Below are 19,712 nucleotides of genomic sequence, written 5' to 3'. Positions count from 1 at the left end.
CCTTCCAGATCTGGTGGACGAGAGCGAACCTACGGACGTGCTGGACGCGGCGAATCCGTCAGATGACTGTCCTCGGTGGGCCGCTGGTCTGCGGCAGGTCCTTCGCGCCGGACTCGACGGCCGCCGGGCCCAGTAGAGTCTGAGCGTGCCGGGTCGGGGGTCGAGTGTGTCGAACAGAGGTCTCGTGGGGCGTGCGCGCGAGCTGGGCGTGCTGCACGGCTTCATCGACACCGTGGAGGCGGACGGCGGCTCACTGCTCGTCGTCGGCGAGGCGGGCATGGGCAAGACGTCGCTCCTCGACGCCGCGACCTCCCACGCCGCGGAACTCGGCATACGGGTCCTGCGTGCGTCCGGCGTCGAGTTCGAGGCCGAGGTGAGCTTCGCGGGGCTCCACCAGCTGGTCGCTCCGCTGGCCGCCGAGCTGGCCGTGCTCCCGCCCGACTCCCGACGCGCGATCGGCGTCGCCGTGGGCCTCGCGGAGGGGCCCGCGCCCGACCGGCTCGCGCTGACCAACGCGCTGCTCGCCCTGCTCTCCGCCGCCGCCGACCGGGCCGCGCTGTTGCTGGTGGTCGACGACCTGCAGTGGCTCGACCGGGCGAGCGCCACCCTGTTCGGCATCCTCGCTCGGCGGCTGGGCGGCACGTCCATCGGCCTGCTCGGAGTCGTGCGCACCGGTGAGGGCAGTGTGTTCGAGGACGCCGGACTCGCCGAGATCGCCATCGGACCGCTGGACGACGACGCCGCAGCGGTACTCCTCACCGAGGCGTTCCCCGAGCTGCCGCCCCGGGCCGCCCGGCAGGTGCTCACCGAGGCCCAGGGCAACCCGCTGGCGCTGATCGAGCTTCCGGCGCACGACGGCCCCGCCGCCGAGCCTCCGCTGGGCCGCACGCCGGTCGGCCGGCGGCTGAAGCTGACCTTCGCCCGGCGGATCGACGCGCTGCCGGCCGAGACGCGTGCCCAACTGCTGCTCGCGGCGCTCGACGGGACCGGCGAGCTGTTCCCGTCGATCTCCGCCGGTGAGCTGGAACCGGCCGAGCGTGCCCGGCTGATACGCATTCATCCGGTCACCCGCGGTGTCCAGTTCCGGCATCCGCTCACCCGTTCCGCGGTCGTCGAGCTGTCGACCGAGGAGGAACGGCGCGAGGCCCATCGGCAGCTGGCCGGACGGCATCCGGACGGCTCCGAGCGGCGGGCCTGGCATCTCGCGGAGGCTGCCTCTGGGCCGGACGAGCGGATCGCGCAGTTGCTGGAGGAGGCCGCGCTGAGGACGAAGGGGCGCGGCGACCCGGTCGGTGCCATCGGCCTACTGCTTCGCGCAGCCGAGCTGAGCCCCGGGCCCGACGACCATCACCGCCGCGCCATGTTCGCGACCTACCTCGGCGCCGATGTCACCGGGGATCTCACCGACCCGCGGGCGCTCGTCGCCGAAAGCGGCGGGCAGGGCCCTTCGGTGGCCACCGCCGTCGCCGCCGCGGCCTACATGGTGAACAGCGGGGGTGACATCGACACCATCCACCGGCTGCTGCTCGGCGCGCTGCGCAAGGTCGGCCGGTCGAACGCGGCTTGGGACGCACCGCTCAGCGAGATCGTCTACGTCCTGCAGGCGAACTGCTCCTTCGGGTCCCGCACCGAGTTGGTGGACGATTACTGGGCCGCCCTCGATCGGCTCGATCTCGAGCTCCCGGAGGCCCTGGCCCTGCTCGGCAACACGTTCCTGGAGCCCGCGCGACGGGCGGGGCCCTCGCTCCGACCGCTCGACGAGGCGATCGCCGGCATCGGCGAGCAGGCCGATCACGCCCACGCCGTGCGGCTGGGCATCGCGGCGATGTACGTGGACCGGATCGCCGGATGCCGCAGCGCGCTGTGGCGGGTGATCGAGCACGGCCGCAGCGGCGGCGCGGTCGCGTCGGCGATCAAGGCGTTCGCGCTCCTGGGGTTCGACGGTGTACTCAGCGGCGACTGGGACGGTGTGCTCCAACTGGTCGACGAGGGGCTCACCTTCACGATCCGGCACGACTACCGACTGCTCGGCGGATTCCTGCAGTACGACCGGGCAATGGTCGCTGCCGCCCGCGGTGATCGCGAGACCGTCCGTCGTCTTGCCGACGGCCTGGTTGCCTGGGGAGCGCCGAACCGCATCGGCTTCGTGCTCCAACTCGCCGCCCATGCGAAGGCCGTCGACGCGCTGAGCAGCGGGGAGTTCGAGACCGCCTACCGTCACGCGGTCGAGATCTGCTCGCCCGAGACAGTGCCCGGCTACAAACCCGCGGCACTGTGGGTCCTGCTCGACCTCGTCGAGGCGGCCGTCAGAGCCGGGCGGATGGCGGAGGCGCGAGCGCATGTCGCCGACATCCATCGGTCAGGAGTCGCCGACCTCTCGCCCCGGCTCGCCCTGATCGCGGCCGGTGCGACCGGGATGACCGCGTCGGCCGCGTCGTTCCGCGAGGCGTTCGACACCGCGCTGGCGATCCCGGGAGCGAGCCGTTGGCCGTTCGCACAGGCGCGGATCCGACTTGCCTACGCCGAACGACTTCGCCGGGCCAAGTCCGCCTCAGCGGCCCGGCACCAGCTGACGATCGCCCTCGACACCTTCGAGCGACTCGGCGCCTCCCCTTGGGCGGCGCGGGTGCGCGCCGAGCTCCGCGCGAGCGGGGCACCCGCCGCCCATCCGGCCTCCGGGCCGGCCGCCCCGCTGACCCCGCAGGAGCGCGAAATCGCCGCGCTGGCCGCCGCCGGCCTGACGAACAAGCAGATCGGCGAACGGCTGTACCTCTCCCCCCGCACGGTGAGCTCCCACCTGTACCACCTGTTCCCCAAGCTCGGCATCAGTTCGCGAGCGGCACTCCGGGACGCGCTCGGCGAGTTGCCACCGCCGACGAGAGCCTGAGTCTGCTCCTAGCGCCAGTCAAGGAATACGTCTTCTCGTTATGAGAGTCGACTTGCATGAAGGTGGCGGGCCGCCTATATTCATGAGAGCCAACCCTCACAACGGTGGCTCTCTCTTCTGGAGGTTCACATGACAGACGTATCCGTGACCGGCCCGGACGCCGGTGAGTCGATCCAGCTCGGCCCGACCGTGATGCGGATCCTGGAGGACGGCAGCACCACCAACCACCGTCTGGGCATCGGCGAGATCACCCTCGCCCCGCACACCGACGGACCGCCGCAGCACCGGCACGCCCGGCACGACGAGGGCTTCTACGTCGTCTCCGGCGCGGCCCGGTTCACCGTCGGCGAGACCGACTACGACGCCCCCGCCGGAACGCTGGTCATGATCCCGCCCGGCGCCCCGCACACCTTCGCCAACCCGACCGACGGCGTCACGGTGCTGCTCAACACCTTCACCCCGGACCTGTACGTCAACTACTTCCGGGACCTGGGCGACATGATCGCCGGCGGCCGGCCGCTCACCCCCGAGTCGACTGTCGAGGCGATGAGCCGCTACGCCACCGAGCCGGCCACCGACTTCGCCTGAAAGCACGTACCTCCAGACCGCCCGCAGCAATGACCGAGGAGAACGTCGTGAACACCACCACGCTGTACACCGTCCCGCTCGCCGGCACCGGCCCGGTCGAGGTGTCCGTCGCCGACTTCGGCTCCGGGCAGCCGTTCCTGCTGCTGCACGGCGGCGCCGGCCCGCAGTCGGTCACCGGCTTCGCCGAGAAGTTCGCCGCCGCCCACGGCGTGCGCGTACTCGTCCCGACCCACCCCGGCTTCGGCGGAACCGAGCGGCCCGAGGCCCTGGCTTCCATCGCCGGCCTGGCCGCACTCTACGGCGCGCTGGTCGACCAGCTGGACCTGGCCGATGTCACCGTCGTCGGCAACTCGATCGGCGGCTGGATCACCGCTGAGATCGCACTGCTGAAGTCGCCGCGGGTCAGCGGCATCGTCCTGATCGACGCCGTCGGCATCGAGGTCCCCGGCCACCCCGTCGCCGACTTCTTCTCCCTGACCATGGACCAGGTCTTCCAGCTCAGCTTCCACAACCCCGCACCGTTCCGCATCGACCCCACCACCCTGCCCCCCGCCGCGCAGGCCGTCGCCGCCGGCAACCGAGCCGCCATCGCCACCTACGCAGGCACCGCCATGACCGACCCCACCCTCGCCGGGCGCCTCGCATCCCTGGACATCCCCACCCTGGTGCTGTGGGGCGAGAGCGACGGAATCGTCGACACCCACTACGGACGCGCCTACGCCGCCGCGATCCCCACGGCCCGCTTCCAGCTCCTCCCCAAGACCGGCCACTCCCCGCAGCTGGAGACCCCCGACCAGGTCATCCACGCGATCCGGGACAGCGCCGGTACCGACGCCTCCGTCCTCGCCGGCCGATGACCACCCACCCGAGCCCGACCGACGGCGACCGTCGGCGCGCAGGGTTCGTCCTGGCGGTGTGCTGCCTGAGCCTGCTGATCACCGCCCTGGACACCACCGCCGTCAACGTCGCCCTCCCCGCCGTCGGCCGCGACCTGCACGCCCCCGTCAGCGGGCTGCAGTGGACCGTCGACGGCTACACCCTCGCGGTAGCCGCCTTCATGCTCCTCGCCGGATCCACCGCCGACCGGATCGGACGACGCCGGGTCTTCCAGACCGGACTGGCCCTGTTCACCACCGGCTCACTGGCCTGCTCCCTGGCGCCCTCCCTGGGCTGGCTGATCGCCTTCCGCATCGTCCAGGGCCTGGGCGCCAGCATGCTCAACCCCGTCGCCCTGTCGATCATCACCCACGCCTTCCCCGATCCGCGCGAACGCGCCCGAGCCATCGGACTCTGGGGCACCACCGTCGGCCTGTCCCTGGCCGCAGGACCGGTGGTCGGCGGCCTGCTGGTCGCCTCAGCCGGCTGGCGCTCGATCTTCTGGATCAACATCCCGATCGGCCTGGCCGCCCTGGCACTCGCCGCCGTGTTCGTCCCCGAATCCCGAGCCGCAGCGCCACGACGCCCGGACCCGGTCGGCCAACTGCTGGTCGTCACCGTCCTGGGCTCGCTGATCTTCGCGATCATCGAAGGCTCGCGTCAGGGCTACCGCAGCGCCCCCATCATCGGCCTGTTCCTCCTGGCCGCAGCCGCCGCCGTGGTGCTGCCCGGCTACGAACGCCGACGCGAACAGCCGCTGATCGACCCGGCGTTCTTCCGATCGATCCCGTTCACCGGCTCCTTCCTCGTCGCCGTCACCGCATTCGTCGTGCTGTCGGGCTTCCTGTTCCTCAACACCCTGTACCTGCAGCAGGTACGCGGCTGCAGCGCCCTGCACGCGGGCCTGCTGACCGTCCCCATGGCGGCCGGCATCGCGATCGCCTCCCCGCTGTCCGGGCGCCTGACCGCCACCCGCGGGCCACGGCTGCCGCTGGTGGCCGCAGGCCTGCTGATCACCGCCGCCGCGCTCACGCTGACCGGGCTCACCGCGACCACGCCGTGGGCGGTCCTGCTCACCGCCTACGTCCTGCTGGGCATCGGCTTCGGCCTGGTCAACGCCCCGATCACCAGCTCCGCCGTGGCCGGCATGCCCCGCGCCCAGGCCGGGGTGTCCGCCGCGATCAGCACCACCGGCCGCCAGGTCGGCAACAACCTCGGCGTGGCCGTCCTGGGCTCGATCGTCGCCGCCCGCACCGCGAGTGCGGGCCACGCGGGGCTCGCCGCCGCCAGCCACCCGGGCTGGTGGATCCTGGCCGCCAGCGGACTGCTGATCGCAGCGACGGGCCTGGCGATCACCACCCGCCGCGCCACCGCCACCGCCACCCGGGTCGCCGCACGCTTCCCGACCGATCCCGTCCCCCCGGCGGTCAGCGCCCCCAGCACGCCCGGTGTACGGGGCGCCGCGGCAGCTTGACGGCCCGTCAAGGATCCCCACCGCGGGCCGCGGAGTCTAGGTCAAATTACTGAAGCCGCTGCAAAAGCGCTGCTCCTACTATCGGTGGCACGCCAGACGGATCGAGCCGGGCCGTTCACGATCGGCGCACTCTCCGTCCGGCCCTCTCTTACCCACCATGCGCGAGGAGCCCCATGAGTACAGAAGTTTCCCGTCGTCAGGTACTGGCCGCCGGAGCGGCGCTGGCCGGGTCGGCGGCACTGGTGGCCGGCTCCGAGGGAACGGCCGCCGCGGCGGCCCCGACCGGTAGCGGCAAGGGAGAGTCCAAGGTGAAGCCCACGATCGTGTTGGTGCACGGCGGCTACGCCGACTCGTCCTGCTGGAACGCCACCATCGCGGAACTGCAGTGCAAGGGCTACACCACGATCTGCGGAGCCAACCCGCTGCGCGGCATTCCGACCGACGCCCCGTACATCGCCAGCCTGCTGGACTCCATCAGCGGACCGGTCGTGCTGGTCGCCCACTCCATGGGCGGCACGGTCATCACCAACGCCGCCGCCGGCAAGGCCAACGTCAAAGCACTGGTCTACATCTCGGCGTTCGTGCCCGACGTCGGCGAGACCCAAGGGGACCTCATCAACAAGTTCCCCGGCAGCGAGGTCCTGCCGGTGAGCGTCCCGGTCCCCTACACCAAGGCCGACGGCACCACCGGCACCGACCTGTACCTCAGCAAGGACGGCCAGGCGGCCTTCGCCGCCGACATCTCCACCACCGCCTTCCAGGTCCTCCAGGCCACCCAGCGCCCCTTCGACGCCGCCTCCTTCACCTACCCCACCACCGCCGCAGCCTGGAAGACCATCCCGGTGTGGGGGCTGGTCGCCGGCCGCGACAAGGCCATCCCGCCGGCCTGCGAACGCTGGATGTACGCCCGCGCCAACGCGCGCAAGGTCGTCGAGGTACCGCACTCGTCCCACGTCGCGATGCTCAGCCACCCCAAGGCCGTCGCCGGCCTCATCGTGGACGCCGCCGAGGCGGTCAGCTGACACCAGCGACAGGCGCATCGGAGCGTCCGGGAAGCGGGGTCGTCGGACGTCCGGTCCGGTGGCACGGCAGCCCTGGCAGGTCCGCTCGCAGGGTCGGGCGTCCCAGGGTGCCTCACTGGTGTCCCCCATGGGCCCAGGTTGTGCTCGCGCCGGCGCCGGGGCAAGGCAGGTTTTCGCCTAAGCCGATGACGGTTTCCTCGTGGGCAGTTCGGCGCCCTGCGGGGAGGTTCCCCACCGCGCCGGCGATGCCCACGGCCGCCGTCACCCCGTATCGCTCGGCGACAGGCGTCGCGTGATGCGGTCGAACAGCTCCGACAGCGGCTCGCCCACGTCCCCACCGAACTCGGTCAGCCCGTAGGTGACCTGGGGCGGGGTCGTCGGTTCGACCTGGCGCCAGACCAGGCCGTCCTGGACCAGCGCGCGCAGGGTCTGGGCGAGCATCTTCTCGCTGATCCCCTGGATGCTCTCGCGCAGCTCGTAGAACCGAAGACTGTTGCTCCGCAAGGAGATCAACACCCAGACGCCCCATCTGCTGGTGACATGGTCGACCACATCGCGGGCTGGGCAGTCGGTGTGAAACACGTCATACCGCTTGTCCACCTCGGCCCGTGTGGGCTGCACGCCTCCCGACATGTGAGGAGCTTACCTCCGGGTATGTCCTTACTGGAAGTAAGCCCGGCTCCTAGCGTGAGGACCACAGAGGACCTGAGACAAGGAGCTGCTCATGATCGTGGTGACCGGGGCTACCGGGAATGTCGGCCGGCCGTTGACGCTGGCGCTGGCCGAGGCGGGTCAGCAGGTGACGGCGGTGTCACGCCATGCGGCCCAACTGCCGGACGGAGTCCGGCACATGGCGGCCGACCTGACCGCGCCGACCGGCCTGGAGCCCGCGTTGGCCGGAGCGAAGGCGCTGTTCCTGCTGCTGTCCGGCGACCTGCACGCCGCTACGGCCCGCCCGGCCGACATCATCGGCCAGGCCGAGGCCGCCGGGGTCCGCCGGGTCGTCCTGCTCTCCACGCAAGGCGTGGCAACCAGGCCGTTCGGCGCAACCCGGATCGCGGTGCGCGCCGTGGAGGACGCGCTGCGGGAATCCAGCCTGGAATGGGCCATCCTGCGGCCCGGCGGCTTCGCCTCCAACGCACTGTGGTGGGCCGAGTCCGTCCGCACCCAGCGTCTCGTCGCCGCGCCCTTCGGCGATGTCGGGGTGCCGATCATCGACCCGGTGGACATCGCCGAGGCCGCAGCGGCGTGCCTGCTGGAGGACCGGCACGCGGGCGGCATATACGAGCTGACCGGCCCTCAGGTGATCACACCGCGCCAGCAGGCAGAGGCCATCAGCGCCGCACTGGGCACGCCGGTGCGGTTCCACGAGCTCACCCGCGACGAAGCCAAGGCCGCCATGGCCCGCAGCATGCCGGCCGAACTCGCCGAGGACACCTTGACCATCCTCGGCTCCCCGAACCCCGCCGAGCTGCGCATCAGCCCGGACGTCCAACGGATCCTCGGCCGCGCCCCGCACCCGTTCGCCGCCTGGGCCGCCCGCAACATCGCCGCCTTCCGCTGAGACCGGCCAGCGCCACTCGCACCGCACGGCACGTCACGCGGTGCGGGTGGCGCTCCTGTCGTACGCGTCCTGGTGGCGTCGGATCTCGGCGCGCTGTTCGGCGGACCAGGCGGCCAGGTGCTGGATGGCGGAGAGCAGCGAGGCACCGAGGCCGGTGAGGGAGTACTCGACGCGGGGCGGCACCTCCGGGTGGGAGGTGCGGTCGACCAGTCCGCTGCGCTGGAGGCGCTTGAGGGTGAGGGTGAGCATGCGCCGGGAGATGGCGGGGATCATGGTGTCGAGATCCGAATAACGGGCGTCGCCGACCGCCAGGGCGCCGATGACCAGCATGCTCCACTTGTCGCCCACCAGGTCGAGGGTCTCGCGGATGAAGTCCACCTCCCGCTCGTCCCAGCGTGCGCACGGGCCCGAGAGTGGCAGTACGTTCACCCGCGCCTCGGCCGCGGGGGCCGGCCGGCCCTCATGGGAACTCACGGATGACGCCCTTTCACTGGCCCCCCAGGAACATAAAAGTACCTTTTGTAACCCTTTTCGCACTCGTGCACAGTGGGCTTGCGCACCAGGCGCCAACGCCCTGGTCGAAGCGGCTGCGCTCCGCGCACAGGTCGGCAACCACCGGGCATCCCAGGCGTATTCCCGTCCCACCGCCCCGGCACGGTTCCCGCCCGCCGAACCGGCGCAGCACCCTCACGAGCCGAAAGGATGTGCCCGGTCATGGAAGGGCTCAAGGACAAGGTCTTCATCGTCACCGGCGGCGGATCAGGCATAGGCGCGGTCACCGTGCAGCGACTGCTGGCCGAGGGCGCCCGGGTGGTCGCCGCAGGCAGCAGCCCGGACAAGCTCGCGCGTACCCGCGAGCAGGCCGGGGACGCGGCCGACCGGCTGCTCACGGTCCGGTTCGACCTCAGGGACGCGGACTCCGTCATCTCCCTGATCGCCCGGGCCACCGACCACTTCGGCCGGCTCGACGGCGTCGCCAACGTGGCCGCCGCCGTCAGCGCGGACCTGTCCGCGCGCGACCAGGGCGTCGACACCATGGACCCCGAGGTGTGGGCCGAAATGATGAAGATCAACGTCATCGGCACCGGTCTGGTGATCCGCGAGAGCCTGCCCGCGCTGGTCTCCGCGGGCGGCGGCTCGATCGTCAACGTGTCCTCACTGGCCGCGTGGCAGCGCGAGGAGTGGCTGACCGCCTACGCCTCGTCCAAGATCGCCCTGCACGCGCTCACCCGCCACACCGCGCACACCTGGGGCAAGAAGAACATCCGGGTCAACGCCGTCGCCCCCGGGGTCGTCCTCACCGAGAACGTCCGCACCGGAACACCTCCCGAGATCCGCCAGGCCCTGCTGGAGAAGACCGCGCTCCCCCGGCTCGGCGAGCCCGAGGACATCGCGAACATGATCGTCTTCCTGCTGTCCGCAGAAGCCGAATGGATCACCGGCCAGATCCTGTCCGTGGACGGCGGCGTGACCATGCGGGAGTAGCGAGACGGCCCGCGGTCAGGGCGCGGACGGCCGCCCAGGGAGCGAACCGAGCCGCCGGCCTTGCGCGCCGACAACCTGGATAGGCTCGACGGCATGGAGCAGGAGCGACTGAGCGAGCGGGAGACCCGGGCCTGGATCGGGTTCCAACGCATGCGCATCGAGGTCAACGAGGTGCTCGCGCGTCGGCTGGCCCGGGACTTCGGGCTGACCGAGGCGGAGTTCGTGGTCCTGCTCAGACTCTCCAGGATCCCGGAGCGCAGGCAGCGCGCCCGTGACCTGGCCGCCGCCGTGCACTGGGAGCGGAGCCGGCTCTCGCGCCAGATCTCCCGGATGGAGACCCGCGGCACGGTCACGCGTGCGCCGAGCGAGGGCGACGCCCGTGGCTACGACGTCGTGATGACCGATGCGGGCCAGGCCGCGTTCGACGCCGCCTGGCCCGCCTGGGTGGACGGCATCCGCCACTGCTTCGCCGACGTGCTGTCCCCGGAGCAACTCGACGCCCTGATCGGCATCACCGAGGCCATCGACGACCACTACCACGCGCAACACCGCCTCAGCGGGGCTCACGACTCGGAGGGGAACACTGCCGAGTAGGCCGGTCCCCCTGACGCCGGCTCTCTCATTTCGTTGACATGTAACTCTTCTGCGGCGCAGCGTGACGGCCAGAGTTGTTGACATGGAAACAAACAGGTCAGCCGAAGAGAGGCGTGAGGATCATGCCCAAGGCGGTCAGGTACGACGGGTTCGGCGGGATCGACGTTCTTCGGGTCGACGAGGTGGAGCGACCGGTACCCGGCGACGGGCAGGTCCTCGTGCGGGTGAAGGCGGCCGGTATCAATCCCAGTGAGGCGGCGATCCGCACCGGTGCGGTGGTACACATCTTCCCGTCGACCTTCCCGTCCGGACAGGGCAGCGACCTCGCCGGGATCATCGAAGAGGTCGGCGCAGGCGTCGAGGGACACGCACGCGGCGACGAAGTGATCGGGTTCAGCAACAAGCGCGCCTCCCAGGCCGAGCTGGTCCTGGTCGAGGCCGGTGACCTCACCCGCAAGCCGGCGAAGGTGCCATGGGAGGTGGCCGGCAGCCTGTACGTCGTCGGCGTCACCGCTTGGGGCGCGGTGCATTCGGTCCAACTGAAGGAAGGCGAGACCGTCGTCGTCTCCGGAGCCGCAGGCGGCGTCGGCTCGCTCGCCGTCCAGCTCGCACGCCGCACCGGAGCCACCGTCATCGGCCTGGCCGGCGAGGGCAACCACGCGTGGCTCCGCAGCCACGGCGTCATCCCGGTCGCCTACGGTGAAGGCGTCGAGGACCGGATCAGGGCGGTCACGCCCGGCGGCGTGGACGCCTTCATCGACACCCACGGCAGCGGCTACGTCGACCTGGCCCTCACCCTCGGCGTCGCCACCGAGCGCATCGACACCATCGCCGACTTCGCCGCCGCCGCGAAGCACGGCGTGAAGACCGTCGGAGGAGCAGAAGCAGGTCCCGGCGCCCAGATCCTCGCCGAACTGGCCACGCTGATCGCCGACGGCCGGATCGAGGTGCCGATCGCCAACGTCTATCCGCTCACGCAGGTCCGCGAGGCGTACACCGAGCTCGAACGCCGCCACACCCACGGCAAGATCGTCCTCAGGCCCTGACCGCGCCGGGCCGAACCGTCAGTCCTCCCCCAGAGCGAGGCAGACCATCATCTGGTCGGCGACACCCCGCAGTTGCTCCCGCGACGCCCCTGCGGCCGCCTGGACGGCCAGGCCTTGGACGACAGTCATCAGCAGCCGCGCCAGGGCGGACGGGCACCGAACAGCTCCCGGATCCCGACCCACCGTGCCATGGGTAAGGTGTGCCTGGGCCTGGTGCTCCTGACAGCGCCTGGCCTTCCGAGCCCTTGGTGAACGGAGTCCGCCTTGATCGACCGTACCGCCCACGCCGCGTCCTTCGGTGCCGCAGCCGCCGCCTACGAACGGAGTCGGCCGGAGTATCCGGCGGAGGCCCTTTCCTGGCTGCTGCCCGACGCGCCCGAGCATGTGATCGACCTGGGCGCGGGCACCGGCAAGCTCACCCGTGCACTGGTCGGGCGCGGCTTCGAGGTCACCGCGGTGGAGCCCTCGGAGGGCATGCGTGAGCAGTTGGTCCACGCGGTGCCCCAGGCCCGCGCGCTGGCCGGCTCGGCGGAGTCGCTGCCGCTGCCGGACGCGAGTGCGGACGCGCTGCTGGTGGCCCAGGCGTGGCACTGGGTCGACACCGACCGGGCCGTCCCCGAGGCCGCCCGGGTGCTGCGCCCGGGCGGGACGGTCGGCCTGGTGTGGAACGACCGCGACGAGCGCCGCCCCTGGGTCGCCGAGCTGGGTCGGCTGCTGGACTCGGCCGGTGGCGTACCCACCACCGGCGTCGGCGTGGACGGCTTCGCCGCCCGTCCCGACCTGTTCGGACCGGTCGAGCACCGCACCCACGAGTGGACCGTCGCCATGACCCCGGCTCAGGTCGTCGAACTGGTCGAGTCCCGCAGCTACGTGATCGTCCTGCCGGAGCCGGAGCGCACCGCACTGCTCGCCGAGGTCCGCGCCCTGCTGGCGAACCACCCCGACCTCGCCGACCGCGCAGAGGTGGAGATGGCCTACCTGACCCACTCCTTCCGCATCCCCCGCCTGGCCTGAGCCCGCGGACGGCGCGCCCTCACTGGTCGACGTACTCGTACAGGGTCACGATCGAGTCGCCGAAGTAGGGCGAGAGGATGCCGTTGTGGTCCTTCGGGCTGGGCCATGTGCTGATCACTCCGTCGACCCAGCCCTTGGGCACGGACCGGCTGTACTCGTCGAACCACGGGCCGCCGCTGGACCCCTTGATGTAGCCCCGGCAGTCCATGCGGATGCGGTCGTCGGGCGGCGGGAGGAAGAGCCGGGTGTCGCCGAAGCACTCGTCCGGACCGTTGAGACCCTCGTAGCCCCACACGGTTCGCGGGTTGAGGTAACCCTGGTTGGCCTCCATGCCGTACTCCCCCACCACGTTGCCGACCTGGTGTCCGTGCGCGTCAGGGTCCAGCTCCACGAACCCGAAGTCGTCCCGGTAGTCCCCGCTCTCCCCCCAGCCGTGGTTGACCCAGGCCCGGCGGCCCTTGAAGGCGCCGTAGGCGAACTTCTGACCCTTGCGGTAGGCGGGGATGAACACGAAGCCGGTGAAGTACCGCAACGAGCCACGGTCCATCAGGCAGTGGCCCGCGGTGACGATCAGGTTGTGACGGCGGCTGGGCATGGTGGTCGCGGTACAGATCGACTCGTCGCCGTCCGAGTCCTTGTAGTAGAGCAGGCCGATCCTCGGGTCGGGCCCCGCCTGCGCTCCGCTGGACACCGCGTCGTGCAGCGCCGGGGCCCGCCCCGCCACTCGGAACGGCTTCCCGGCCGGACGCAGGTGGGGCACCGACGAGGGCCCGCCGACGGGCGCCTGCGCATCGGCGGTGACGGACACCGTTTGGGCAGCACCGCAGTCCGGCACGGGAGCAGCAGCGAGAAGGGCGGCGGCGGCCGTGACGACAGCCGCGGCGAGCGTCCCGCGTCGGAGCCTCGCCCGTCCGGGCAGGTGGAACATCGACATCGCCCAACACAAGCAGTCCGTCGAGTCAGCGCCTCAGCCAAAACCGACATGTCGACCGAGCGCCACCCGCACGGCGCAACCGACCGTGCATCAGGGACCAGGAATCCGCAGGTCGGTAGTCTTCGGCCATGAGTGATCGATTGAGCGCCGGCGCGGCCGGCATCGTCCGGGCCCGGGGAACCGCCGGGTACGCCCGGGCGGCGGACCTGCTGGCGGTCCAGTACGAGGAGGTCACTTTCGGCGAGGTCCACCACGACGTGCTGAGCCTGGTGCCCACCGGGCCCGCGCGGATCCTCGACGTCGGCGCGGGTACGGGGCGCGATGCGGCCGCGTTGGCGGCCCTGGGCCACAACGTCGTGGCGGTCGAACCGACGGCGGAGCTGCGGGCGCACGGACAGCGCATCCATGCCGGCGCCGCGATCGAGTGGGTTGACGACGTTGTTCCCGCCCTGACGCTTCGCCAGTGCCCGGGGCGCTTCGACGCGGTCTTCGCCACTGCGGTGTGGATGCATCTGGACGCGGAGGAACGCGGGGATGCGATGGCCAGGATCGCCGCCTTGCTGGTGCCCGGCGGCCGGTTCTTCGTCAACCTCCGCCACGGCCCGGTGCCCGACGGTCGCCACATGTTCGAGGTGTCCGCCGCCGAGACGGTCGAACTGGGTGCAGCACACGGCCTGCGGACGGTCCTGAGCAGCGAGCGTTCCGATCTCCACGGCCGGGACGGGGTCCGGTGGAGTTCCCTGGTACTCCAGGCGCAGGACTCGCCCGACGCACCCGGCTGAGCGCGAAGTCCGGATGCCCTCCTGCGGGTTGGGGCCGGGGTCTGTCGGTACGGCTGGGCCGAAGGGAGGATGGCCAGGTGATCGGTGACCGTTGGGGCGTCCGCGAGGAGGAGGTCGCGCGGGAGTACCCCTGCGACCGGTTCGTGGATCGGCCGGCACTGCGTGCGTGGCGTGGGGTGACGATCGAGACGCCGGCTGAGCGGGTGTGGCCGTGGGTGATGCAGATCAGAGTCGCTCCGTACGCCTACGACTGGATCGACAACGGCTTCCGGCGGTCGCCGCAGAGGCTGGTGGAGCTGTCGGAGCCGCAGGTCGGGGAGGCGTTCACGACGGCCGCCGGCCGGAAGCGGGGCCGCATCATGGCGGTCGAGCAGGGAGTGCAGCTGACGGGACGGATCATGGGCGGCTACCTGTCCTACGTGCTGGTCCCGGAGTCGCCGGATCGGACGCGGCTGCTGCTCAAGGTCGTCATGCAGGTCAACCCGCTGGTGGCGGTCGGGCTGTCGCTGGGCGACCTGGTCATGGCCCGCCGCCAGCTGCTGAATCTGAAGCGGCTCGCCGAGCTCCCCGAAGCCCCCCGGTAGCGGCCGCCGCCGCAAAACGGCGGACAGCACCCTGAGCGCGGGACCGTCCACGTGACCTCCTACGATTCCTCTCGCACCATGGCGACGCAGCCGTGCCCCAAGGAGGAACGTTCATGCACGTCCGGAGGATCGGCGCGGTCGCCGCGGCAGCAGTGGCAGTGGTGGCAGCCCGCGACCTCGTTCAGAAGCGGCACGCGCTGCTCCGGAACTTCCCGGTGATCGGGCACGCCCGGTACGCGCTGGAGACCATCGGCCCTGAACTGCGGCAGTACATCGTGACCTCCAACGAGGAGGAGCGCCCCTTCAGCCGTGACCAGCGCAGCTGGATCTACGCGTCGGCGAAGGAGGAGAACAACTACTTCGGCTTCGGCACCGAGGTCGACGTCGAGCACGTGCAGGGTCACGCTTACATCAAGCAGCGCACCTTCGCCGCCGGCGCCCTGCCGGACGCGCACGACCCGCAGGCGCCGCTGCCGTCGGCCAAGGTGCTGGGCGGTCCGCGCGGGCGCGCCAAGGCGTTCCGGCCGGCCAGCGCGGTGAACATATCGGCGATGAGCTTCGGATCGCTGTCCGGCGCCGCCATCACCGCCCTGAACAAGGGGGCGGCGCTGGCGGGCACCATGCACAACACCGGCGAGGGTGGCCTGTCGCCGTACCACCGCAACGGCGGCGACATCGTCCTGCAGATCGGCACCGGCTACTTCGGCTGCCGCAACGAGGACGGCAGCTTCAACCTGGACAGGCTCAAGGACGTGGTGGCGAGCGCCCCGGTCAGGGCGATCGAGATCAAGCTCTCCCAGGGCGCCAAGCCGGGGCTGGGCGGGATGCTCCCGGGCGCCAAGGTGACCTCGGAGATCGCGGCGATCCGCGGCATCCCGGCCGGCAAGGACTGCGCCTCCCCCTCGCGGCACAGCGCCTTCGGCGACGTCGACTCGATGCTCGACTTCGTCGAACTGCTCGCCGCCGAGACCGGTCTGCCGGTCGGGGTCAAGAGCGCGGTCGGGGAGATGGGCTTCTGGCAGGAGCTGGCCACCCTGATGGAGCGCGGCGACCGCGGCGTCGACTTCGTCACCGTCGACGGCAGCGAGGGCGGCACCGGGGCCGCGCCGCGGATCTTCGCCGACTCGGTGTCACTGCCGTTCCGGATGGGCTTCTCCCGGGTCTACGGCACCTTCGCCGAGCTTGGGCTGACCGACCAGCTGACCTTCATCGGCTCCGGCAAACTCGGCCTGCCCGAGAACGCCGCGGTCGCCTTCGCCCTGGGCGCCGACATGATCAACGTGGCCCGCGAGGCGATGCTGTCGATCGGCTGCATCCAGTCGCAGAAGTGCCACACCGACAAGTGCCCCACCGGCATCGCCACCCAGAACCCGTGGCTGACCCGCGGCCTGGACCCGGCCTCGAAGTCCACCCGGACCGCTGCCTACCTGCGCACCCTGCGCAAGGAGCTGCTGAAGGTCTCCGGCGCGGTCGGCGTCGCCCACCCCGGCTTCATCACCGCCGACGACATCGAGATCCTCAACGGCGACTACGAGGCCCGCACCCTGGCCGGCGTCTACGGTTACAAGGACGGCTGGGGCGAGCTCGGCCCGCAGCTGGCCGACGAGCTCACCGCGCTGCTCGCCGCCGCCGAGCCGAGCCGGTGACCCGCCCTCGGCCCGTCCGCCCCCAGCCCACCGACACCGTTCTGCCGGAGTGATCACAACGTGCCCGAAGAAGTGAGATTCAAGAGCGTCGTCGGACCCGAACTGGCCGGTTCGATCGACCTTCCCGAGGGCGAGGTCCGGGGCTGGGGCCTCTTCGTGCACGGATTCACCCTCGGCCGGAACTCCCCGGCCGCCTCGCGGGTCAGCAAGCAGCTGGCCCGCGAGGGGATCGGCATGCTGCGCTACGACAACCTCGGGATCGGCGACTCCGCCGGCGACTGGGGCGACGGGTCCTTCACCGTCAAGGTCCAGGACACCGTCCGCGCGGCCGCCCTGATGGCGGAGCGGGGCACGCCGGCGGAGCTGCTGGTGGGGCACTCCTGGGGCGGCGCAGCCGCCATCGCCGCGGCCGCCGAGGCGCCCGGCGTTCGCGCGGTCGCCACCATCGGGGCGCCCGCCGACCCCAGCCACGTCGAGCGACAGTACGACGCGGTGGTGGACCGGGTGCTCAGCGAGGGGTCGCACGAGTGGTTCGTCGGCGGCAGGACCCTGGTCCTCAAGCGCGCCTTCGTCGACGACGTCCGCCAGGCCCACCTCCGCGACCGGATCCGCGAGCTGGACCTGCCGCTGATCGTGCTGCACTCGCCGACCGACGACACCGTCGACATCGCCAACGCCGGGGAGATCTTCCGCGAGGCCCGCCACCCGCGCAGCTTCGTCTCGCTCGAAGGCGCCGACCACCTCCTGACCGCGCGCGGACAGGCTCAGCGCGCCGCCCACATCATCAGCGCCTGGGCCGACCAGTACATCAACACGTCGACCCGGCCCGGCGCGTAGGCTGGGCGCGGACGGCTCCAGCGGGAGGGGTGAACGCATGTCGGATGCGCACATGTTCAGCGTCTACGGACGGATGACCGCACTGCCCGGACGGCGCGACGAGCTGATCGCCCTGCTCCACGAGGGGTTCAGGGCCGGCGGCGACGACAGCGGCCTGCTGACCTACAGCATCAACACGGCGCCCGAGGACCCGGACACCATCTGGATGACGCAGCTGTGGACCGACCGGGCAGCACACGACGCGACCACCCGTTCCGGCGCCGTCGCAGCCGTGACACAGCGTCTGCTCCCGCTGCTGGCCGGGAAGCCGGAAGGCTCCTACGGCGACGCCGTCTACGTCCACGACCGAACCTGATCGGCGCCCGCCGACATCAGGAACGGCGGCGCCGCTCGAACAGGCTGCCCACGATCAGCACGACGGCGACCACGGCCATGCCGACGGCGATCCCGGTATGGCGGACGTACCTCACATCCGGACAGGGCCGATCGGGCACGCCCAGCCCGGTGGGGCGCATCGCCAGGCAGTGCATGCCGGGCACCGGCTCAGCCACATGAACCAGCGCGACCACCGCCGCACCCACGAGGAGAACGACCCCCAGACAGAAGAACAACACACGGAACGCCACCATGCCGCTTGGACGCCCGCCCCACACAACCCGTTCCCGACCCACCTGGTGCCCTTCGCAGCGGGGGTCCGTTGCGTCCCCCGGCCGGTTGTGCGGGCCACTTCAGGTCGATTGGATCTGTCTTCTCCCCCGCTCTCGCCGCCAGACTCTGGGCGTGATGTCGGAAGGGGAGAGTCCGTGCTGAAGAACCTGGATGGAAGCACTGCACTGCCTGCGCAGGGATCGCAGGCGCTGAGGCCGGGGACCGGGGTCCGGCCGCCGCGAATCGCCGTCATGGATGTGGGGATGGGGATGCTGGCCACGGCGTCCGAGCTTCGACGTCTTCGTCCTGACGCGGACCTTGTACTCGCCACCGATCCGGATGGGATGCCCTGGGGAGTACGCACTCCCGAGGACCTGACGGCGCGTGCGCTTCTGGTGGCGAGTTCAGCCGCGGCCGAGCAGCCCGATCTGCTGATCGTCGCCTGCAACGCGGCCACTCTTCATGCCCTGCCGGCGATACAGGAGTCCTTGGGGCCCGAGATGCCGGTACTCGGTACGCTTCCATCAGTCCAGGCCGCGGCGGCGGCAGGCGGCGCTTTCGCGGTGTGGGGCACGCCGACCGGTGTCCGCAGTCCGCAACTGGACGAGCTGCTCCGGCGTTCCGCCCCTGACGTGCCGGTGGCAAGGGTCGCCTGCCATGGGCTGTCAGATGCCATCGAACGTGCGGACCCCGAGGCGGTGACGAACGCTATCGCCGCGGCTGCCGACCGCACCCCGGGCGACGTGCGGTCGGTCGTGCTTGCCTGCACCCACTACGAGCTTGTCACCCCTCAGATCCAGACAGCGCTGCAACGGGGAAGCCGGACTGCTCCCACCCTCTACGGTTCCGCCGAGACCCTGGCCGTCCAAGCCCTGACACGCCTTGGATTGCAGCCCCGGCTCGATGCTCCTCCGACAGGCTGTCTCACCGTATTGCGCAGCGGGCGGGTGGAGTCGCTGCCCGAAGCGGCGCTGGCATATCCGCACGGCCAACTCCTGCAGGCGCCCCTGCCAACGACACGACCGGTAGGGAGGCAATAGCAGCCCAGCGCTCGGGTCCAGCGGCAACTCATGCGGGTGAACTCCCCTCAATCTCCGGCCCGGGCGCGGGCGCACGGCTGCGGTGTCGAACACCCTGCCTCTGCGTCCCTCGGAGGACCGCATGCCCCGCGTGTCACAAACCCTCGAACAGTACGGCTTCGCCGGCATCCTCCCCGCACCCGACCCCGACCACGTCGGCACCCTCATGGTCCGCGCCTACGCGCCCCGCTCCTAGCCGACTGCTGCTGGGTTGCCTGCAGCGATGCTGTGGTGGTCCTGGGCGGCGAGGATCTGTTCGGCGTGGTCGATCGCCCACTGGCCGAGGGCGGCGAGCGGGCCGTCGGCGAGGGTGGCGCCCAACTCGGAGAGCTCGTACGCCACCGAGCGGTCACCGGGCTGGGTGATCCGTTCGATCAGGCCGTTGGTGTGCAGGCGGCGCAGCGTCTGGGTGAGGACCTTGTCGCTGACCCCCGCGACGGCACCCAGAAGGTCGATCCGCCGGCGCCTGCCGGCCCGTAGCGCCATCAGCACCACCGGGTCCCAGGTGTGGGCTATCAGCTCGGCAGCCAGGCGCACCGCGCAGTCGGCGGCGAAGGGCTCGCAGTGGTCGTCGTTCATGCCTCTCCTTCTACCGGATTCGGGCCTACCGATCGGTAGGCCAAAGGTCCCTACCGTAACGAGGTATCAGGCC

Annotated in this window: 21 protein-coding genes; 16 read left to right on the top strand and 5 right to left on the bottom strand. The window is 71.1% G+C overall.

The features are described 5' to 3' along the window. The first annotated feature begins 184 nt into the window (after positions 1-184). The 5 genes from ABUW04_RS11360 (at position 185) to ABUW04_RS11340 (ending at position 6,847) form a co-directional block, all read left to right on the top strand. Entirely contained in the window at positions 185-2,887 is a 2,703-nt protein-coding gene (locus ABUW04_RS11360) for a helix-turn-helix transcriptional regulator (RefSeq protein WP_380564389.1), read from the top strand. Positions 2,888-3,016: 129 nt separating this feature from the next. Further along, positions 3,017-3,475 (top strand): cupin domain-containing protein, encoded by a 459-nt coding sequence (locus ABUW04_RS11355; RefSeq protein WP_030264922.1) that lies wholly within the window; start codon positions 3,017-3,019, stop codon positions 3,473-3,475. A 47-nt stretch (positions 3,476-3,522) separates the two neighbouring features. Next, entirely contained in the window at positions 3,523-4,332 is an 810-nt protein-coding gene (locus ABUW04_RS11350; RefSeq protein WP_380564388.1) for an alpha/beta fold hydrolase, read from the top strand. Next, a complete protein-coding gene (locus tag ABUW04_RS11345) occupies positions 4,329-5,825 on the top strand; it encodes an MFS transporter (protein ID WP_380564387.1) in 1,497 nt (498 codons plus the stop codon). Before ABUW04_RS11350 ends, ABUW04_RS11345 begins: the two co-directional genes overlap by 4 nt. A gap of 173 nt (positions 5,826-5,998) precedes the next feature. Further along, entirely contained in the window at positions 5,999-6,847 is an 849-nt protein-coding gene (locus ABUW04_RS11340) for an alpha/beta fold hydrolase (protein ID WP_380564386.1), read from the top strand. Between the two features lie 261 nt (positions 6,848-7,108). On the opposite strand, the gene ABUW04_RS11335 is transcribed toward ABUW04_RS11340, so the two are convergent. Further along, on the bottom strand, positions 7,109-7,480 hold the full coding sequence (locus ABUW04_RS11335; RefSeq protein WP_380564385.1) for a winged helix-turn-helix transcriptional regulator: 372 nt from the start codon (positions 7,478-7,480) through the stop codon (positions 7,109-7,111). Positions 7,481-7,571: 91 nt separating this feature from the next. Here ABUW04_RS11335 and ABUW04_RS11330 point away from each other — a divergent pair, with 91 nt between their 5' ends. Then, on the top strand, positions 7,572-8,411 hold the full coding sequence (locus ABUW04_RS11330; protein WP_380564384.1) for an SDR family oxidoreductase: 840 nt from the start codon (positions 7,572-7,574) through the stop codon (positions 8,409-8,411). A 33-nt stretch (positions 8,412-8,444) separates the two neighbouring features. Here the strand turns inward: ABUW04_RS11330 and ABUW04_RS11325 are convergent, their stop codons facing one another. After that, the gene (locus ABUW04_RS11325) at positions 8,445-8,885 is read right to left on the bottom strand and encodes a winged helix-turn-helix transcriptional regulator (RefSeq protein ID WP_380564383.1); all 441 of its coding nucleotides are present in this window, start codon (positions 8,883-8,885) and stop codon (positions 8,445-8,447) included. 240 nt (positions 8,886-9,125) lie between these two features. Here ABUW04_RS11325 and ABUW04_RS11320 point away from each other — a divergent pair, with 240 nt between their 5' ends. The 4 genes from ABUW04_RS11320 (at position 9,126) to ABUW04_RS11305 (ending at position 12,550) form a co-directional block, all read left to right on the top strand. Then, on the top strand, positions 9,126-9,896 hold the full coding sequence (locus tag ABUW04_RS11320) for an SDR family NAD(P)-dependent oxidoreductase (protein WP_380564382.1): 771 nt from the start codon (positions 9,126-9,128) through the stop codon (positions 9,894-9,896). Between the two features lie 93 nt (positions 9,897-9,989). Continuing rightward, positions 9,990-10,490 (top strand): MarR family winged helix-turn-helix transcriptional regulator, encoded by a 501-nt coding sequence (locus ABUW04_RS11315; RefSeq protein ID WP_380564381.1) that lies wholly within the window; start codon positions 9,990-9,992, stop codon positions 10,488-10,490. A gap of 122 nt (positions 10,491-10,612) precedes the next feature. Further along, positions 10,613-11,536, top strand: coding sequence for an NADP-dependent oxidoreductase (locus ABUW04_RS11310; protein WP_380564380.1), 924 nt, complete (start codon positions 10,613-10,615; stop codon positions 11,534-11,536). Between the two features lie 264 nt (positions 11,537-11,800). Beyond that, positions 11,801-12,550 carry a class I SAM-dependent methyltransferase gene (locus tag ABUW04_RS11305; protein ID WP_380564379.1) on the top strand — a complete coding sequence of 250 codons (750 nt, stop codon included), beginning with the start codon at positions 11,801-11,803 and terminating at the stop codon, positions 12,548-12,550. A 19-nt stretch (positions 12,551-12,569) separates the two neighbouring features. Here ABUW04_RS11305 and ABUW04_RS11300 read toward each other — a convergent pair whose 3' ends face one another. Continuing rightward, the gene (locus ABUW04_RS11300; RefSeq protein WP_380564378.1) at positions 12,570-13,358 is read right to left on the bottom strand and encodes a trypsin-like serine peptidase; all 789 of its coding nucleotides are present in this window, start codon (positions 13,356-13,358) and stop codon (positions 12,570-12,572) included. 254 nt (positions 13,359-13,612) lie between these two features. Here ABUW04_RS11300 and ABUW04_RS11295 point away from each other — a divergent pair, with 254 nt between their 5' ends. The 5 genes from ABUW04_RS11295 to ABUW04_RS11275 all read left to right on the top strand — a co-directional run bounded on the left by ABUW04_RS11295 (position 13,613) and on the right by ABUW04_RS11275 (position 17,688). Beyond that, a complete protein-coding gene (locus ABUW04_RS11295) occupies positions 13,613-14,266 on the top strand; it encodes a class I SAM-dependent methyltransferase (protein WP_380564377.1) in 654 nt (217 codons plus the stop codon). A 77-nt stretch (positions 14,267-14,343) separates the two neighbouring features. Further along, positions 14,344-14,850 (top strand): hypothetical protein, encoded by a 507-nt coding sequence (locus tag ABUW04_RS11290; protein WP_380564376.1) that lies wholly within the window; start codon positions 14,344-14,346, stop codon positions 14,848-14,850. A 113-nt stretch (positions 14,851-14,963) separates the two neighbouring features. Beyond that, complete coding sequence (locus ABUW04_RS11285; protein ID WP_380564375.1) at positions 14,964-16,496, top strand: FMN-binding glutamate synthase family protein; 1,533 nt, start codon at positions 14,964-14,966, stop codon at positions 16,494-16,496. A 72-nt stretch (positions 16,497-16,568) separates the two neighbouring features. Continuing rightward, positions 16,569-17,333, top strand: coding sequence for an alpha/beta hydrolase family protein (locus ABUW04_RS11280; protein ID WP_232242763.1), 765 nt, complete (start codon positions 16,569-16,571; stop codon positions 17,331-17,333). Between the two features lie 37 nt (positions 17,334-17,370). Beyond that, positions 17,371-17,688 carry a putative quinol monooxygenase gene (locus ABUW04_RS11275; RefSeq protein ID WP_380564374.1) on the top strand — a complete coding sequence of 106 codons (318 nt, stop codon included), beginning with the start codon at positions 17,371-17,373 and terminating at the stop codon, positions 17,686-17,688. A gap of 16 nt (positions 17,689-17,704) precedes the next feature. Here ABUW04_RS11275 and ABUW04_RS11270 read toward each other — a convergent pair whose 3' ends face one another. After that, the gene (locus ABUW04_RS11270; protein ID WP_380564373.1) at positions 17,705-17,962 is read right to left on the bottom strand and encodes a hypothetical protein; all 258 of its coding nucleotides are present in this window, start codon (positions 17,960-17,962) and stop codon (positions 17,705-17,707) included. A gap of 174 nt (positions 17,963-18,136) precedes the next feature. Here ABUW04_RS11270 and ABUW04_RS11265 point away from each other — a divergent pair, with 174 nt between their 5' ends. Beyond that, positions 18,137-19,021, top strand: coding sequence for a glutamate racemase (locus tag ABUW04_RS11265; RefSeq protein ID WP_380564372.1), 885 nt, complete (start codon positions 18,137-18,139; stop codon positions 19,019-19,021). A 231-nt stretch (positions 19,022-19,252) separates the two neighbouring features. On the opposite strand, the gene ABUW04_RS11260 is transcribed toward ABUW04_RS11265, so the two are convergent. After that, positions 19,253-19,639: a winged helix-turn-helix transcriptional regulator gene (locus ABUW04_RS11260; protein ID WP_380564371.1), complete on the bottom strand. Its 387-nt coding sequence runs from the start codon at positions 19,637-19,639 to the stop codon at positions 19,253-19,255. Between the last annotated feature and the right edge of the window lie 73 nt (positions 19,640-19,712).

The sequence above is a fragment of the Streptacidiphilus jeojiensis genome, assembly GCF_042510965.1.
Taxonomy (GTDB): Bacteria; Actinomycetota; Actinomycetes; order Streptomycetales; family Streptomycetaceae; genus Streptacidiphilus; species Streptacidiphilus jeojiensis.
Note: the sequence above shows the minus strand (reverse complement) of the source record. Positions and strands in the feature narration are given on the sequence as shown.